Origin of the sequence: Dyella sp. AtDHG13 (assembly GCF_003201105.1) — a bacterium.
In the GTDB taxonomy this organism is placed as follows: Bacteria; Pseudomonadota; Gammaproteobacteria; order Xanthomonadales; family Rhodanobacteraceae; genus Dyella; species Dyella jiangningensis_B.
The window spans coordinates 35,307-52,212 of sequence record NZ_QICJ01000016.1 but is presented as its reverse complement, the minus strand read 5'-3'; the positions used below and the strand labels follow the sequence as shown (position 1 = coordinate 52,212).

Here is a 16,906-nt window from a genome sequence, read left to right as displayed (position 1 = left end):
CATGGATTCCCTTGCTCATGGCTTGCGGCGGCTTCCTCCCGCGCTCTGGTTGCTGTGTCTGCTGCCGTTGCTGGCGGTGTTGCCGCCCGTACCCATCGACGAGACGCGCTACCTGAGCATTGCGTGGGAAATGCGGCAGACGGGGCAATGGGTCACGCTGCATCTCAACGGCGTGCCGTACTTCGACAAGCCGCCGCTGCTGTTCTGGCTGGTGAACCTGGTATGGAGCGCGTTGGGGACCACGCTGTGGTCCGCGCGCGCGCTGCTGGTGCTTTGCGGCGTGGGCTGCGTGGCGCTGTGCGGTCGCGTGGAGCGGCAGCTTGCGCCCGGCGGTGCTGGCCTTGCCGGCTGGTTGATGCTGGGGCTGATGTTCTTCGTGCTGTACACCGGCGTGGTGATGTTCGACGTGCTGCTGTGCCTGTGCGTGCTGCTGGGTTTCGTCGCGATCGTCCGGCATGTGCGGGACGGCGACCGCAAGGCATTGCTGCTGCTGTTCGCGGCCAGCGCGCTCGGCGTGCTGGCGAAAGGGCCGGTGATGCTGCTGCATCTGGCCGGCCCCATCCTGCTGTCGCCGTGGTGGTCGGAACGCCGGCCGCGCGTGTCCTGGCGCAGCGTGCTGGCGATGGTGTTGGTGGCCGTGCTGGGCGGTCTGCCCGCGCTGGCCTGGGCGTGGGCGGCCGTGCATCACCTCAATCCCGCCGATGCGCAGGAGTTGCTGCTGCATCAGACCGCCGGGCGCGTGGTGCAGAGCTTCGCGCACAACCGGCCGTTCTGGTGGTATCTGCCGTGGGTTCCCGTGCTGCTGCTGCCGTGGCCGCTGCTGCTGCGGTGGCGGCGCGTGCGCGCGGTGGCGCGCGCATGGCGCGAGTCGCAGGCGGTGCGCTTCGGCATCAGCGCGAGCTTGCCCGCGCTGGTGGCGTTCTGCGTGGTCAGCGGCAAGCAATTGCACTACCTGCTGCCGGTGATGCCCGGCGCGGTGATCCTGCTGGCCGCATGGCTGCGCCACGACGCCACGCTGCTGGCGTTGAAGCGGTTGTGGCTGCTGGTTGCCGTGGTGGTCGCGGTGTTCGTGTGGGCGGTGCTGCGGCCGGCGCCGCTGGGCGGCGAGTCGCTGACGCGTGGCGAGGCGATCGGAATGTACGTCCTGTCGGCGGCGCTGCTGGTCATGGCCATGCTGCGGTTGTGGCGAAGTCGCGGCACCGACACCGCTGTGCTTGCCGCGCAGGTGAGCCTGTTCCTCGCGTTGGCGATCTTGCCTTTGGTGCGCCTGCAGGTGCTCTCCGCGCTGGACGTCCGTCCGCTGGCGGCGCATGTGGTCGAGTTGCGCGGCAAGGGCGTGCCTATCGTTCGCACGACCAATGAGCCGGGCCTGCTCACTTTCCTCGCGCACCTGCCCGCGCCGCTGCCCGAGAATGCCGATCCGGTGGCCTGGTGCGCACAGCATCCGGACGGCGTGGTGCTGGCTTATTCCGGCCACGGCAGGGCGCCGGAAGAAGCGATTTCCAGCGCGAAGCTGGCCAACGGCTGGACGGCGCTGGTGCCGGCGCAGGCAGTGATCAAGCGGCCCAAGGCGATCGATCGCTGGGGCGATCCGTCCAGCGATTAAGAGCGGTGGCCGCCGTAGGCGCGGCCCGCCGCGTCGCCGGCCTCGGTGGATGCATCGGCCGCATCGGCCGGTTGCTTCGCCGCAGCGAAATCGCTGAGCTGCCCGTAGACCACCCGATTGCGGCCGCTGCGCTTGGCCTCGAACAGCGCGCTCTCCGCGTCGATCATCAGCTGGCGCAGTTCATGGCCGCTGCGGTCGGTGGAGGCGACGCCGAAACTGGCGGTGATGATCACGTGCCGCGTTTCGCCCCACAGCGGCGTGGCGGAGATGGCCTGGCGCACGCGTTCGGCGCGTTCGCAGGCCTGCGATGCGCTGCAGCCAGGCATGTAGATGGCGAACTCCTCGCCGCCCAGGCGACCGAAGAGGTCGTGGCGGCGCAGGTGGTGCTGGCAGGCCGCGACGGCGCGCGTGAGCACCAGATCGCCGATGACGTGACCGTGCGCGTCGTTCACTTCCTTGAAGCGGTCCAGGTCCAGCAGCACCAGGCATGCATCGCGGTTGGACTTGGCGGCCACGTGTAGGGCAAGGTCGGCCTCGTCGACGAAATGCTGCCGGCTGTGCACGCCGGTCAGGCTGTCGCGCGTGGCCAGCCGCTTGAAGCGCAGCTGCGAGCGCTTGGTGCGCCATAGCCAGAACGCAATGGAGGCGACGATGGTGAGCAGCAGGGCGATGTACAGCCGGCTCGTCTCCATGTCCTTGCGGTCCAGCTTGCGCTGCAGCTGCAGGATCTGGTTCTGCTTGTTGAGCGCGTCGACCTGCATCTTGTTGGCCAGCAATTGCTGCTTGACCGTCTGATAGGCAATGGCGCGGGCCGACACGTCGTTGAGGTAGCCCTTGTCCGCTTCCATGTACTTCTCGTGGTATTCCAGCGCGGCCGGCAGGTTGCCCAGCCGGCTTTCCACGTTGTAGAGCACCTGGTACGCCTTGCTGAGCGTTTCGGCGTAGGTGTTGGGCACCGCGTCGGCGAGCGTGGCGTTGGCGTACTTGCGCGCCTGCGACACGTCGCCCTGTTCCCAGTACGCCTGGGCGAGCAGGGTGTCGAAATCCGCCAGCAGCGCGGGATAGCGGTACGACTTCACCTCGTCGTAGTGCGCCAGCAGCAGCGTGACGGCGTCGTCGGCGTGGCCTTGCTTGATGGCGTAGTCCGCGCGCTCGCCGCGCAGCGCATTGGCGAACAGTTCCTGGTGCTGGTCGTGGCAGGCATCGATGGCGCGGTCGAGCTCCGGATCGGTGCCCTTGATCCTGCCGCTGCGGTAAAGCGCGTTCACCTTGAAGTACTGGCCCTGGCAGGCGTGTCCCGCCAGCGCGGCGTCGTCCAGGATCTGCTGCGCATAGCCCGAGGCCAGCTCGAACTGGCCGGCCTGCGCCAGGAACTGCGCCGCCTCGCCCAGGGCCTGGTAGCGGGCCTCCGGATCCTTCACGGCCGGCAGTTGGTCGATCAGCATGCTGAGGCGAGTGAAGGCGTCCTCGTAATGCCGGCCGATGCCGAGAATATTGACCAGCGTGGCCGTGGCGCGCGTCTGCAGCGTCGGGTCGCCGGAGAGATTGACGATCTCGGTGAGCTGCGTCCGTGCCTGGTCGTAGCGGCCTTCAAAGGCCACCTGCCAGGCATCCAGGTAGCGGAGCCGCCATTGCTCGGCCGACGACAGCCCGCCCTTGCGCTCGTCGAGCTGGCCGAGCAGCTTGAGGAACAAATCGTGGTCGGACGTCTTGATGCGGTCGGCGTGGTCCAGCGTCACGGCCGGGTCTTCCGTGGGCGCTGGCGCATCCGCGCGCGCGGCGCCCGTATGCGATCCCAGCAGCAGACAGGCTGCCAGGAGCATGAGCCGGCCACGGGCGCCGGGGCGGAACATGGTCAGGCCGGTGCGAGGACGCGGGGCGCGACGGAGGAAGGCTTGGCTGGCTTGCCCGGCGCCTGCGGTTCCGCGCCGTCGCCTTCCTCTTCCGGTTCTTCCTCTTCCTCTTCCTCGCCCTCCTTGCGTGGCACGGTCTGCACGCAGAACTGCGGCGCGATGCCCAGCAGCGCGTACAGCTCCTCGACATTCCTGGCCAGGATCGCCTCGCTGGCCCTGGCCTCCACCTGGGCGTCCGCCAGGGCAAGGCTCAGTTCATCCCGGCCCGCCTCGCGCAGATGCGCGAGGCGCCCAGTTTTTCCAGAAACCCGATGATGTTCGACATGCGTCTTTCCCCCCGGTGGTGATAGTACGGTGACCGCTTGGTGGTGTCTCTCCCCGCAGCGAGGCTTGCGCGGCCAAAGGCCATGCGGTCGACACGAACGCTTCCGCGGATCGCCAGGCTCCCCACGGCAGCCACCCCCGCCGCGGCCCGGCAGCCGCTGGGCTTCGGATCATAGCCCCGTTTTTCGCGCCAAATGTGCATGTCGGGGGCCTTTCACGAGCGCGGCTGGTGGCAGGCGGAACTTTTCAGCCCGCATGGGCAGGCGTCCTTTGGCCGCGTAGGTGCGCCGCAATGCACGGAAACCTGCGTCGGCCAGCACTTGGGCGATGTGCTCCCCGTTGTCAGGTTCCCTTAGCTAAGGCGTGGATCGGCACTACCGGCTCCACGGCATCGACTGTCGCGGTTGAGTAGCCGCCATGTTGCATGGCTTGCGCGCGATGAGACAGCAGGAAGGATGTCACTGGTCCGTATAGCGGTGCCTTGGCATCATCGGGTGTGATGCTGGAAACGCACCTCAACGGTGAAGTGATGCAGCGCCCGTCGCCACCTTGCGCAGCATGTGGCGCAGGAACCGTGGGGACGGCGGGCGCATGGACGCCCGCCGACGGTCGTCACTTCTTCTTCGTGGGCTTGCTGGGCTTCTTGGTCGGCTTGCCCGGCTTCGGTGCGGGTGCGGTAGGCGTGGTGCCGCCGCCGGTGGTCTTCAGCTGCGACAGCGCATCGAGCAAAGTCTGGCCTTTCGGCGTGCCGAGGCCCGTGCAGGCGTCCCAGCCTTTCGCGGCGGCGAACTTGCCGTTGTTGCCTTGCGTGATGTCGCGGAACGCCGACGTGCCGATGCTGTAGAAGGCCTGGTGCGGATCGCCCACGTTCTGCCCCAGCTGCTGGTTGAAGCGCGCGATCAACGCGGCCCACAGTGGCGCGACGGCGCTGGTGCCACCGATCACCTGATTCTGTCCATCGACCAGCACCTGATAACCCGTGTTCGGATCGGCGTTGCCCGCCACATCCGGCACGCCGCGGCCCGCATAGCCGTTGGCGCCCGCGGGCACGTTGGACGCTTGCTGCCAGGCGGGCAGGGCGAAGCTGGCGCTGACGCCGCCGCCGGTGGCGCCTTCGTTGCTGGACAGGTCGTTCCACACCGTCTCGCTGGTGATGCTGGTGCCGCTGGCGGCCAGCGATGTGCCGCCGCAGGCCAGCACGTAGGGGCTGGATGCAGGGAAGTCCACATGCGGCTGGTTGTCGCTTTCCCCATCGGTGAAACCGCTGTCGCCGCACGCCACGGTGATGGTGACGCCAAGCGCCGCGGCATCCTGCATCGCGCTCTGCATCGCGCTGAGCGTCGAGGCCGACCAGGCATCCTCGGGACCGCCCCAGCTGATCGAGATCACCGAGGGACGATGCGTGGTGTCGTGCGCAGCCTGCGAAATTGCTTCGTAGAAACCCTGGTCGGTATTGGGAGCGAAGTACACCACGATGTTCGCGCCGGGCGCGAGCGCGCCGATCACTTCCACGTCCAGCATCACTTCGCCATCGGCATCGCCGCCGGGCTGGCTGGTGCCGCCCTGCACGGACACCACGCTCACCGTGGGCGCCTTCACGCCCAGCGATTGCATGTACTTCGTGAAATCGCTCTGCGTGAAACCGCCGCCGAGTTCGATCACCGCCACGGTCTGTCCGCTGCCGTCCACGCTCGCGGGAAACTGGTACAGCGAGCCCAGCTGCAGCGGCGTGTATGTCGTGGCGGGTTTGGCGGCGGGCCGGCGAAAATGCGGCCGTGCGATCGGGCGCTGGTCGAGGCCGAGCACGGCGATGACGGACGAGGAGATCGTTCCCGGCAAGGACGGCGGAAGATGGCAGCCGATCATCTCCGCGCCGCCATCGGGCATCTGGTAGCGACCGAACTGCACGCCGAACGCCTGCTGCAACTGCTGCGGCGTGCCGCGCAGATGCATCACGCGGCGATTGAGCGCGCAGGCGGTTTCGGTGAGGCCATGCTCGCTGGCGAACTTGCGGATGATGTCCGCGTCCGCGGGATCCGCGCCCCATTGCGTGGCGAACTCCTCCGGCTGCAAGGGCGGCTGGTGCGGCCACGCCGCGGGCGAGGGATGCTTGCCGCCGCGATGACGCATGACGACGGTGACATCCAGGGGCGCCGTACCTTCATGCGGTCCCACGTATTTTGCTTCGTTGGCGAGCGGCCAGTGATGACGGCGGGCGGCAGACGTGCTCATGGTCGGGCTCCTTGGTGACAGGCGGGCTGAGACTGCACTTTCGAATGTTGCAGCGGGGTGTTTTGTCGCGCGTGGCGTTCATGCATGGTGCGGTTTCGGCGTCTCATCGTCCGCGTCAACCTGCCTTCGCGGGCCAATGGCGCGAACGCGTTAAAATGCGCCGATGTCCCGCCCGAGAGTTCACCCATGAGCTATCCCGCCGTCCGCATGCGCCGCATGCGCCGCGATGCCTTCTCCCGCGCCCTGATGCGCGAGAACACCTTGCTTTGCAGCGACCTGATCATGGTGGCCTTCGTGATCGAAGGCGAAGGGCAGCGCGAGCCGGTGCCGTCCATGCCCGGCGTGGATCGCGTGTCCATCGATCAATTGCTCAAGCTCGCCGGCGAATGCGTGCGCCTGGGCATTCCCGCGCTGGCGCTGTTCCCTTCGCCGGGCTCGGCGGTGAAGAGCGAGGATGCGCGCGAGGCGTGGAACCCCGATGGCCTGATGCAGCGCGCGACGCGCGCGCTCAAGGCGAAGTATCCGGAGCTGGGCCTGATCGGCGACGTGGCGCTGGACCCGTACACCACGCACGGCCAGGACGGCCTGATCGACGAACACGGCTACGTGATGAACGAGCCGACCATCGAAGCGCTGATCAAGATGTCGCTGGCCCAGGCCGACGCCGGCATGGATTTCGTGGCCCCCTCGGACATGATGGACGGCCGCATCGGCGCCATCCGCGACGCGCTGGAAGCCGCCGGCCACATCCACACGCGCATCCTTGCCTACTCCGCCAAGTACGCCTCCGCGTTCTACGGCCCCTTCCGCGATGCGGTCGGTTCCGCCGGCAACCTGGGCAAGGGCAACAAGCACACCTATCAGATGGACGTGGGCAACAGCGACGAAGCACTACGCGAGATCGAGCTGGACATTCACGAAGGCGCCGACGCGGTGATGGTGAAACCCGGCATGCCGTATCTCGACGTGCTGCGCCGCGTGAAGGATGCCTTCGGCATGCCCACCTTCGTCTATCAGGTGAGTGGTGAGTACGCGATGTTGAAGGCCGCTGCGCAGAATGGCTGGCTGGATGAGAAGGCTGTCGTGCTTGAATCGCTCACCGCGTTCAAGCGGGCGGGGGCGGATGCGATCCTGACGTATTTTGCGGTGGATGCGGCGCGGTGGTTGAGGGGCGAGTGACGCCCGGTTTTTTCTCCCTCTCCCCTTTGGGGAGAGGGTTGGGGTGAGGGGCGGGTGCTCGCCTCACCGTTTCATTCTTTAGCCGTCATTCCTGCGAAGGCAGGAATCCAGTGACTTTGCGCTGGGTTGTCGCGCAAAGGGTGATCGGTTCTTTTTTGGCGCTTTCGCAACCCGGCTGCCTACGCGGCGGGCGTTCCGCCCTCCTGCCGGAGGGCGGGTCACTTTCTCTTGCTTGCCCAAGAGAAAGTAACCAAAGAGAAGGGCCCCCCGGATGAGGCGCCTATCGGGCAAAGCCCGATAGGTACGCGGGCGGGTTCCGGGCTTTTCGACGGGGCTCCTGCCCCGACGAAAAGTGCCTGGCATCCATGCCAGGCACCCCTACGGGGCCTGATCTCCACCCGCCCGCCGCCTCATACGGGGACCCGGCAGATCAAGAGCGAGAGCCGACGGCTCGTGCCGCTGCGCGGCACCTCGCGTCGTGGCAGGCGCGGAGCGCCTGACTTGGAGGCTGTTCAAAATCTCCGAAGCGGCTCCATTCCCTCACCGTCATCCCCGCGAAAGCGGGGATCCAGCGACTTTACGCGTTGCGAGAAGGCTCAAAGACACTGGATCCCCGCTTTCGCGGGGATGACGGTGAGGCGAAATGTGGACTCACGCGAGATTTGAACAGGCTGCTAAGAGCCGGAGCGAGGCGTTATGTCGGAATGTCGTTTTCCGGAAATGGAGTGCTCTGCTACAGGAATGGCTTGCCGCGAGATGGCGAGTTCTCCTCACGGGTCGGGAAGCGTAGCGTCGCCTTTACCTAGCCATAGCGGTCGGGAAGCGTAGCGCGAGCTGCTTTAAGCCCTCTGCGCCACGGCGCGTTGCGAAGCGCCCCGAACTACCCGCTGTGTAGCGGCGAAGGTTGCCAAGCCACAACGCACCTCAACCGTTCGGGCTTATCCCTACGGAATGCTACGGGCGTTGGCTCTGAAGGCCATTTTCTTTGGGTTACTTTTCTTTTGGGCCAGCAAAAGAAAAGTGACTCGAGCGTCGGCAGACGATCGAAACGCCCGCCGCGTAGGCGGCCAGGTCGCGGGAAGGCACGAAGGCGCCATCACCGCAACGCGACAACCAAAAAGCAAGTCACTGGATGACCAGCCCTTCGACTATTGAAAAGCGCCTCTGACCTGCGCAGGAACGACGACCAAAGGATGCGGCGTGTGGAGAGTCCATCCCTCATCTCCCAAAAAAGCAGTCGCAAACCAACGCACACCACAACCCCCCTCACGCACTCCGATAAACCCCAAGATCCGCCTGCACCCCCAGCGAGTGCATGAACGCCGCCGGATCAAACCCCTCCTTCGCGTAGCGCGCCTGCATCACCGCCTTGGCCGCGGACATGTGCGACTCGTCGATCCATTCCACCACCGTCATCACGTTGAACTCGCCGCCCAGATCCGGCTGGGTGAGCACGAGGTTCTGGCGGCAGCCCGGCAGCTGGTCGAGTGCGCGCTGGGTCAGGCGCACGCGTTCGAGGAAGGCGTTCCAGGCGGAGGCGGGGACGTTGAAGCGGTCGATGCGGTAGACCGGGCGGCGGTCGAAGGCGATGGCGTGGCTCATGGGGCTCATTCCGTGTGAAGGTCGTGGCACTCTAAGACCTCAACTTAACTTGAGGTCAAGAGGTGTCGGATGAACCAGGGTCCGCAACATGGCCTGCCGATGACGCTGAGCGTGGGCGAGGTGGCGCGGCGTAGCGGCGTGGCGGTGTCGACGCTGCATTTCTACGAGGCGAAAGGGCTGATCCGCAGCGAGCGCACGGTGGGTAACCAGCGCCGCTACGCGCGTGCGGTGCTGCGCCGCGTGTCGTTCGTTCGGGTGGCGCAGCGCGTCGGGATTTCGCTGGCGGATATCGCCGCGGCGCTGGCCGCGTTGCCGGCCACGGCGTCGCCGGGGCGGGAGGATTGGGCGCGGCTGTCCGCGGCCTGGCGCGAGGAGCTGGACGAGCGCATCGCGCAGCTGAAGAAGCTGCGCGACACCCTGGACGATTGCATCGGTTGCGGCTGTCTGTCGATCGACCGTTGCCGCCTGCGCAACCCGGGCGACAAGCTGGGCGGCGAAGGTGCGGGCCCGCAGCGGCTGCTGGTGAGGAAGAAGGGACGGTAGCGCGCTTACGCGTACTGCGCGACGCCGTTGCCGAACGACCAGTTCTCCTTGCCGGTTTCCAGCAGGTTGATGAACACGTCCTGCGGACGAAGGCCCGGTTCCTTGGCCAGCAGTTCCGCGGCGCGCTGGTAGAAGGCCTTCTTCTGTTCGAGGGTGCGCGTGTTGTTGCAGGCGATCTGGATGATCACCAGGTCGTCGGTGCGCGGAATGTCCAGGTAGTTCGGGTCGTAGTCGAACTCGTCCGCGTCGTGCTGGTGCACGAGGATGAAGCGGTCGTTCTGCGGCACGTTGAACGCTTCGATCATGGCGCGGTAGATGCTGTTGCGGATGGCGGCGATGTGCTGCGCGCTCTTGCCGCGGCGAAGCGAGATGCGAACGAGGGGCATGGGGAATCTCCAGCGATGTGTCAGGGTTGGGAGACGTGGCCGACTTCGTACCACTGGCCGGCGGAAGTGGCGGGGCGCGCTTCGTCCCACAGGCGGAAGCTCACGCGCGACCACGTGGTGGGTTCAAAGGCCTCGACCGCGGCGAGGGCGCCGCGCTCGACGTCGCGTTGCAGTTGCTCGCGCTGTTGTTCCCGCAACGCTCCGAGAGCGCTGTACGGCGCGATGGGCTGTATCTCGCGCGATGCGAAGCGCGCGTGCCGTGCCTCGGGCGACAGGTAGGCATCCCATACGGGCCACACCCGAATGGACGGCCATCCGAATGCTTCGGTGAGGCGGGCGAAGCCGTCGCTGCCCAGGAAACGCTGCATCGCGGCGCTGTCCTTCCATACGTAAAACGGCGCGTAGAGGTTTTCGTTCGAGGACGCGCCGCGTTGCGCGTGCAGGTAGCTCTTCAGCAGCAGGCCGTCGAAGTGGTCGAGCAGGTGACCCTTGTCCGCGATGCGCTGGCGGATGATCGCCATGTCGTAGTCCGCCGGCAGGGTGAAGCTGTATTGCATGGCGATCATGCGCGCGCCCTGAGCGCGACATCGCCGAAGGCGTGATGCTGCGGGTTATCCATGGAAGCCTCCTCGTGCTTGACGAGGCACAGCCTAGGGCGGAGAGTATCGTCCTGAAAATCGGAAAATGCAGGATTGATGGTTCACTAAAACGGGATGATGGCCATGCGGCGAGTCCACTTCGACCTCGATGTGCTGCGCACCTTCGTCACCGGCGTGGAGCTGGGCAGCTTCGCCAAGGCGGCGGAGCGGCTGAGCCGTTCCACCTCGGCGGTCAGCGCGCAGCTGAAGAAGCTGGAAGAGCAGGCCGGCATGCCGGTGCTGCGCAAGTCCGGCCGCGGCATGGCGCTCACCGAGGCGGGCGAGACCATGCTCGCCTACGCGCGCCGCTTGCTGGAACTCAACGACGAGGCTGCCGCCGCACTGCATGGGGCGGATCTGGAAGGCTGGGTGCGACTGGGCCTGCCGGAGGATTTCGGCGAAAGCCTGCTTACCGAGGTGCTGGGCCGCTTCGCGCGCTCGCATCCGCGCGTGAAGGTGGAGGTGCGCATTGCGCGCCATGCCGAATTGCTCGATCGCATCGGCACCGGCCGCCTCGACCTGGCGCTGGCCTGGGATGCGGGCGTGTCCACGCCGCATGAGCAGCACCTGGGCAGCGTGCCGCTGCGCTGGATCGGCGGCGCGGACGCCGCGCACGCGTGGCCGCGCCCTGACGACGAACCCCTGCCGCTGGTGATGCTGGAGGCACCCTGCATCATGCGAAGCGCCGCTACCACAGCGCTGGACCGGGCGAACATTCCTTGGCGCATTGCCTTCACCAGCGCGAGCCTGGCGGGAACGTGGGCGGCGGTGGCGGCGGGACTGGGCGTGTCGTTGCGCACGCCCTATGGCCTGCCAACCAGCGTGCGCGCGCTGCTGCCCCACGAAACCGCGCTGCCCGCCCTGGGCGAGCTGGGCTTGCGACTGCACCGCGCCGAGGCCGAAGCGACGCCCGCGGTGGAGCGGCTGGCCACCATCCTCACCCAGCAGTGGCAGCAACTGCCGTTGGCCGCATGATTCGCGACGTACATCGCTGACTCACCCGATCGGGGTCGGCTTACGTGGCGATGCCGTGGAATAATGCGAATCCCCCGAATGGAGCGTGCGAGTGGATAGCCACCATTTCCTGGAGACGGCGCTGGTTTTCCTGGTGGCGACGGTCATCGCGGTACCGCTGACCAAGCGTTTCCGGCTGGGTTCCGTGCTGGGCTATCTGCTGGCGGGCATCGTGATCGGTCCGCAGGAGCTGGGCCTGGTATCGGATACCTCGGGCGTGGCGACTATCTCCGAGTTCGGCGTGGTGCTGATGCTGTTCGTGATCGGCCTGGAACTGTCGCCGCAGCGGTTGTGGGTGATGCGTCGCCAGGTGTTCGGCACCGGCTTGCTGCAGGTGCTGGCGACCAGCCTGGTGATGGGCGCGGCGGCCTACTTCCTGTTTGGCTTCACGGTGAACGCGGCGGCCATCGTCGGCGGCAGCCTGGCGCTTTCGTCCACGGCCTTCGGCCTGCAGATTCTCGCCGAGCGCAAGGAAGCCGGCACGGCGTATGGCCGCCAGGCCTTCGCCATCCTGCTGTTCCAGGATCTTGCCGCCATTCCATTGATCGCCGCGGTGCCGCTCTTGGCGAGCGCGTCGACCAAGCACGGTTTTGATCCGTATGCGGTGTTGCGCACCATCGCCGCCATCGTCGCGGTGATGGTGGGCGGCCGCTATCTGCTGCGCCCGGTGTTCCGTTTCGTGGCCAAGGCGGACAACGTGGAGGTGTCCACCGCCACCGCCCTGCTGGTGGTGATGGGCACGGCGTGGCTGATGGAGAAGGTGGGCGTGTCGTCCACGCTGGGCGCCTTCCTTGCCGGCGTGCTGCTGGCCGATTCGGAATACCGGCACGAGCTGGAATCGCACCTGGAGCCGTTCAAGGGCCTGTTGCTCGGGCTGTTCTTCATCAGCGTCGGCATGTCGATGGACATCCTGTTGCTGGTGCACGAGCCCGGCAAGATCCTCTTGCTGGTGCTGGGCCTGCTGTTGGTGAAGGGCTTGCTGCTGTGGCCGCTGGGACGCATCGCGGGCGGGCTGAATAGCCGCGATTCGCTGCGGCTCGCCGCCTTGCTCGCCTGCGGCGGCGAATTCGCCTTCGTGGTGCTCAAGCTCGCGGGCGAGCAGAACCTGATCACCGACCGCCAGCATGGCCTGCACGTGCTGGCCATCACGCTGTCGATGGCGTTGACGCCGCTGATGGTGGCGGCCCTCGGGCGCGTGCTTAAGCGCTCCGAGACCAAGAAGGAAAAGCGCGAGTTCGACACCATCGTCACCGATTCGCCGCGCGTGATCATCGCCGGCTATGGACGCATGGGCCAGATCGTGGCGCGCATGCTGCGCGCGCAGGGCATTCCGTTCGTGGCGCTCGATCACTCGGTGGAGCAGATCGACCTGGTGCAGCGTTTCGGCAAGTGGAGCGAACTGTTCTACGGCGACCCGGCGCGCCCGGAACTGCTGCGCGCCGCGCAGGCGGACAAGGCCGAAGTGTTCGTGCTGGCGGTGGACGATCCGGAAGCGAGCCTGCGCACGGCGCGCGTGGTGCGCCGCCTGTATCCCGGCCTGCGCATCATCGCCCGCGCGCGCAATCGCCAGCACGTGTGGCGCCTGATGGATCTGGGCGTGGAGATGCCGGTGCGCGAGACGCTGTATTCCAGCCTCAAGATGACGCGGCAGACGCTGGAGGCACTGGGCGTGTCGCCGGAAACGGCGGCCGATCAGGTCGAGCGTTTCCGCCGCCAGGACGCCGAGCTGCTCAAGCGCCAGTACCTCGTCTACGACGATGATGCGCGCATCGTGCAGACCACGCGCGAAGCGCTGGCTGACCTGGAACAACTGTTCCAGGCCGATGCCTCGCCCGAGGCGAAGCGTGAACGCGAGGAGCCCACGGACGCCACGCCAGATGACGAGGACGTGACACGCTGAACCGTGTCATGGTCACGGAGACGCTACGTTCCGTGCACCGGTAGCGAACATGCGGCGTGGCAACTTGCGCCGCGTCCGCAACTCATTTCGCCGCGGATAAGGAAAGATGGCCCCGCCAGAAGGTCGTGCCGCCGGGGGGCGGGCCGCCTGATGGATCGGGTCTGCCCGACGTTCATCCGGTTTTCCATGAACCAGCGCGCGCGGCACCATCCCGTCGTCATCCGCTTTGGGCGTTTGGGCGACACCATCTTGTTGCAACCGCTGTTGCACAAGCTCAGGCACCGCTACGGCGGCGCTTGCCGTCTGGTGTCGCTGGGCGCGTGTTCGCGCGTGCTGTACGAGGGCAACGAAGACGTTGCCGAAGTGCGCCACTTCGACAGCCAGTACGGCTCGCTATGGTTCAACCCCCAGCGCCTGCGCACCGCGCTGTCGCTGCGCGAGTTGCGCCAGTCGCCGTTCTACATCTGCGAGCCTGACGTGCGCACGCGCACCAAGGTGCGTCCCATGCTGGCGTTGGCCGGCATTCCATCCGAACAATGCGTGTTCATCGAAGACACGCCGATGCACGAAGGCGAGCACTGGGTGGACTGGCTGATGCGCTTTGCCGACGAAACACCGTGCGCGTTCCGGGATGCATTGCGCCTGGATCGTGCGATGCCATGCGCGCCAAGGCTCCAGCCCACCACGGCCGAACTGGACGAAGCGCATCGCTGGCTCGCCCATCGCGACATGCTGGGGCATCCGCTCGTGCTGCTGCAGCCGGCGAATAAGCGCACCATGCGCTGGAACGGCGTGCGCAAACGCGAGGACGACGACAAGTCGTGGCCGGTGGATCGCTGGGCCGCGCTGTGCGTGGCCATTCTTGCCGAGATGCCCGATGCGCGCGTGCTGCTGTGCGGCTCGGCGGCGGAGGCCGGCTATCTCGCCACCATTGGTCACGCGGCGGCGCATGCGCATGTGGTGGTTCCGCGCGAGGGATTGCCGCTGGGCCATCTGCGCGCCCTGCTGCATATCGCGCACAGCATGGTGTCCGTCGACACCGGGCCGGCGCACCTGGCGGCCGCCGTCGGTTGCCCGCTGGTCGTGCTGTTCGGCAACCGCTGGCCTTCGATGTGGATGCCGCGCAGCGCCGCCGGCAGCGCAGTGCACGCCATTGGCGGTTTGCCGGACGTGCCGCGCGTGGACCACATCGCGCTCGGTGACGTGACGCGCGCATGGCGGCAGCTGCCGCCACGCCCAGGCCATGCAGCCCATCAACGGATGGATCGCATGGGTTGGACGGATGCTTTCGGCCGCTACCATTCTTCCGGCCTGGCTTAGCGCCTGCTCAAAACTTGCGCGACGGCCGCGCAAAAAAAACGGGCACTGCGCAGCGCAGTGCCCGTTTCCATGCCATGTGGCCCGGACGTTACCAACCCATGCCCATACCCACGCCCACCGAGCTGTCCCGACCCGAGGCCGAGGCGCCGAAGGTGACGTTGGCGCGCTTGCTCAGCGCACGCTGATAGCCCACCGAGATGGCCTTGGCGCCATTGGAGTAGCCCGTGCCGGCGCCGAAACGGTTGTCCGCATCGATGTTGCTGAGGCTGGCGGCCATCGTGCCCATGGCCGTACCCATGGCATTGCCGCCGCTGATGCGCTTGTTCACGTTGCGGAACTGGTCGCTCATCTGCTGCTGCAAGCCATTGACCTGGCCCTGCACGCCAGCCACCTGGCTGTCGGTGTAGCTGTTGGCGGCGCTGGTGGCGGAGCTTGCCGCGTCGCGCATCTGGGCAACGTTCACGGCATCCGTGTCGGTCGAGCCGGCCTTCACGTTGGTGATCTGGCGCTCGCTGCCCGCGCTGCCCACCGACACCGAGTCGGCGCGGTCGGCCACCGAACCCGCACCCAGCGCCACGCTGTTGTCCGCGCTGGCGGAGGAGCCGCCGCCGATGGCGGTGGCATGCTTGCCGCGGGCCTGCGCCGCCGGCAGGTCGCTGCTGTTGGACGCGATGGACGATGACGCGCCCGACGCCGACTTCACCGCCGCATTCATCTGCGCCACGTTCACTGCATCGGTGTCGGCCACGCCGGCGGCCACGTTGTGGATCGACGTGCCACCCGCTGCGTTGCCGTTGCCCAGGGTCACGCTGCCGTTGTTGGTCGAACCGTCGGCGTTGTGGTCATAAGTCACCGCGGCATTGGCGCTGCCGTCCTGATTGACGACGCCCGCGGCCTTGAGCTGGGCGACGTTCACCGCATCCGTATCGGCCGTACCGGCCGCCACGTGGGTGATCTGGCGCTCGTTGCCCGCCGAACCCACCGACACCGCGTTGGCGCGGTCGGCCACGGCATTGCTGCCCAGCGCCACCGCGTTGTCCGCCGAGGCTACCGCGTTGCCGCCAATCGCCACGGCATTCGCACCGGTGGCCGAGGCATCGGCCAGCGAAGAGTTCACCTTCACATGACGGTTGGCCACGCTCACCACGTTGCTGATCGACTGGTTGATGTTGGCGATCGCCGCCGTATTGCCGGCCACCTGCGTGTTCAGCGTGCTGATGTCGCTGGTGTTCTGCGCCACCTGCTGATTGGTCGCGAACAGCTGGCTGCCGTTGACGGCGTCCTTGCTGGCGGCGCTCACCTCACCCTCGGCCACGCCCGTCACCTTGCGGGCGCCAGCCGTGCCCGTGACATCGACCACCGTGCCGCCTGAGGACTTGGCGACGGTGACGACGCCGGAAGCCGCATCCTGCTGCACCAAACCGATGCTGCCGTTGTTGATCTGATTGCTGATGTTGCTGACGCTGCCTTCGACGTTGGTCACGCGGTTGTCGAGATTGCTGACGTTGGTGTTGATCGTGGAGATACTGTTTTCGTTGTTGGTGACGCGGGAATCCAGGCTGTTGATGGACGAGGTGTTGTTGGCGATGTCGGCCGAGTTCTGCGCTACCCGCTGGTTGGTCGCGAACAGCTGGCTGCCGTTGACGGCGTCCTTGCTGGACACGCTCACATCACCCTCGGCCAAGCCTGTCAGCTTGCGGGCGCCGGCCGTGCCGGTCATATCGACCACCGTGCCGCCCGAGGACTTGGCCACGGTGACGACGCCGGACGCCGCATCCTGCTGCACCAGGCCGATGCTGCCGTTGTTGATCTGGTTGCTGATGTTGCTGACGCTGCCTTCGACGTTGGTCACGCGGTTGTCGAGATTGGAAATGTTGTTCTCGTTGTTGGTGACGCGGGAATCCAGACTGTTGATGGACGAGGTGTTGCTGGCGATGTCGGCCGAGTTCTGCGCCACCTGCTGATTGGTCGCGAACAGCTGGCTACCGTTGACGGCATCCTTGCTGGCGGCGCTTACATCACCCTCGGCCACGCCTGTCAGCTTGCGGGCGCCGGCCGTGCCGGTCATATCGACCACCGTGCCGCCCGAAGACTTGGCGACGGTGACGACGCCGGATGCCGCATCCTGCTGCACCAGGCCGATGCTGCCGTTGTTGATCTGATTGCTGATGTTGCTGACGCTGCCTTCGACGTTGGTCACGCGGTTGTCGAGATTGCTGACGTTGGTGTTGATCGTGGAGATACTGTTTTCGTTGTTGGTGACGCGGGAATCCAGGCTGTTGATGGACGAGGTGTTGTTGGCGATGTTG

At 66.6% G+C, this 16,906-nt stretch carries 14 protein-coding genes; 6 read left to right on the top strand and 8 right to left on the bottom strand.

Features of this window, described 5'->3' with window-relative positions; genetic code table 11:
• Position 1 precedes the first annotated feature (1 nt).
• Positions 2-1,606: a glycosyltransferase family 39 protein gene (locus tag BDW41_RS20890; protein WP_083337833.1), complete on the top strand. Its 1,605-nt coding sequence runs from the start codon at positions 2-4 to the stop codon at positions 1,604-1,606.
• Here BDW41_RS20890 and BDW41_RS20885 read toward each other — a convergent pair.
• The 4 genes from BDW41_RS20885 to BDW41_RS20870 all read right to left on the bottom strand — a co-directional run bounded on the left by BDW41_RS20885 (position 1,603) and on the right by BDW41_RS20870 (position 6,015).
• Positions 1,603-3,429 (bottom strand): GGDEF domain-containing protein, encoded by a 1,827-nt coding sequence (locus BDW41_RS20885; RefSeq protein ID WP_146217398.1) that lies wholly within the window; start codon positions 3,427-3,429, stop codon positions 1,603-1,605. The genes BDW41_RS20890 and BDW41_RS20885 overlap by 4 nt on opposite strands.
• A gap of 32 nt (positions 3,430-3,461) precedes the next feature.
• A complete protein-coding gene (locus BDW41_RS20880; RefSeq protein WP_074552107.1) occupies positions 3,462-3,686 on the bottom strand; it encodes a hypothetical protein in 225 nt (74 codons plus the stop codon).
• Positions 3,687-3,709: 23 nt separating this feature from the next.
• A complete protein-coding gene (locus BDW41_RS20875; protein WP_074552108.1) occupies positions 3,710-3,985 on the bottom strand; it encodes a hypothetical protein in 276 nt (91 codons plus the stop codon).
• A 410-nt stretch (positions 3,986-4,395) separates the two neighbouring features.
• Entirely contained in the window at positions 4,396-6,015 is a 1,620-nt protein-coding gene (locus BDW41_RS20870; RefSeq protein ID WP_074552109.1) for a S53 family serine peptidase, read from the bottom strand.
• 186 nt (positions 6,016-6,201) lie between these two features.
• On the opposite strand from BDW41_RS20870, the gene hemB reads away from it, so the two are divergent.
• Positions 6,202-7,194: a porphobilinogen synthase gene (hemB, locus tag BDW41_RS20865; protein WP_074552110.1), complete on the top strand. Its 993-nt coding sequence runs from the start codon at positions 6,202-6,204 to the stop codon at positions 7,192-7,194.
• Between the two features lie 1,266 nt (positions 7,195-8,460).
• On the opposite strand, the gene BDW41_RS20860 is transcribed toward hemB, so the two are convergent.
• Positions 8,461-8,796, bottom strand: coding sequence for a hypothetical protein (locus tag BDW41_RS20860; protein ID WP_074552322.1), 336 nt, complete (start codon positions 8,794-8,796; stop codon positions 8,461-8,463).
• 69 nt (positions 8,797-8,865) lie between these two features.
• Here BDW41_RS20860 and soxR point away from each other — a divergent pair, with 69 nt between their 5' ends.
• Positions 8,866-9,339 (top strand): redox-sensitive transcriptional activator SoxR, encoded by a 474-nt coding sequence (gene soxR, locus BDW41_RS20855; protein WP_074552321.1) that lies wholly within the window; start codon positions 8,866-8,868, stop codon positions 9,337-9,339.
• Between the two features lie 5 nt (positions 9,340-9,344).
• On the opposite strand, the gene BDW41_RS20850 is transcribed toward soxR, so the two are convergent.
• Both BDW41_RS20850 and BDW41_RS20845 read right to left on the bottom strand, forming a co-directional pair.
• Positions 9,345-9,725: a tautomerase family protein gene (locus BDW41_RS20850; protein ID WP_074552320.1), complete on the bottom strand. Its 381-nt coding sequence runs from the start codon at positions 9,723-9,725 to the stop codon at positions 9,345-9,347.
• Between the two features lie 20 nt (positions 9,726-9,745).
• Entirely contained in the window at positions 9,746-10,291 is a 546-nt protein-coding gene (locus tag BDW41_RS20845; protein ID WP_074552319.1) for a DUF4865 family protein, read from the bottom strand.
• Between the two features lie 156 nt (positions 10,292-10,447).
• Between BDW41_RS20845 and BDW41_RS20840 the strand changes: the two genes are divergently transcribed.
• From BDW41_RS20840 to BDW41_RS20830, 3 genes are all read left to right on the top strand, one after another.
• Positions 10,448-11,338: a LysR substrate-binding domain-containing protein gene (locus BDW41_RS20840; RefSeq protein WP_074552323.1), complete on the top strand. Its 891-nt coding sequence runs from the start codon at positions 10,448-10,450 to the stop codon at positions 11,336-11,338.
• A 91-nt stretch (positions 11,339-11,429) separates the two neighbouring features.
• Entirely contained in the window at positions 11,430-13,277 is a 1,848-nt protein-coding gene (locus tag BDW41_RS20835) for a monovalent cation:proton antiporter-2 (CPA2) family protein (protein WP_074552318.1), read from the top strand.
• A 186-nt stretch (positions 13,278-13,463) separates the two neighbouring features.
• Positions 13,464-14,597, top strand: coding sequence for a glycosyltransferase family 9 protein (locus BDW41_RS20830; RefSeq protein ID WP_083337849.1), 1,134 nt, complete (start codon positions 13,464-13,466; stop codon positions 14,595-14,597).
• 88 nt (positions 14,598-14,685) lie between these two features.
• Here the strand turns inward: BDW41_RS20830 and BDW41_RS23440 are convergent.
• On the bottom strand, positions 14,686-16,906 hold a 2,221-nt coding region (locus BDW41_RS23440), incomplete at its 5' end, for a YadA-like family protein (RefSeq protein ID WP_199535405.1).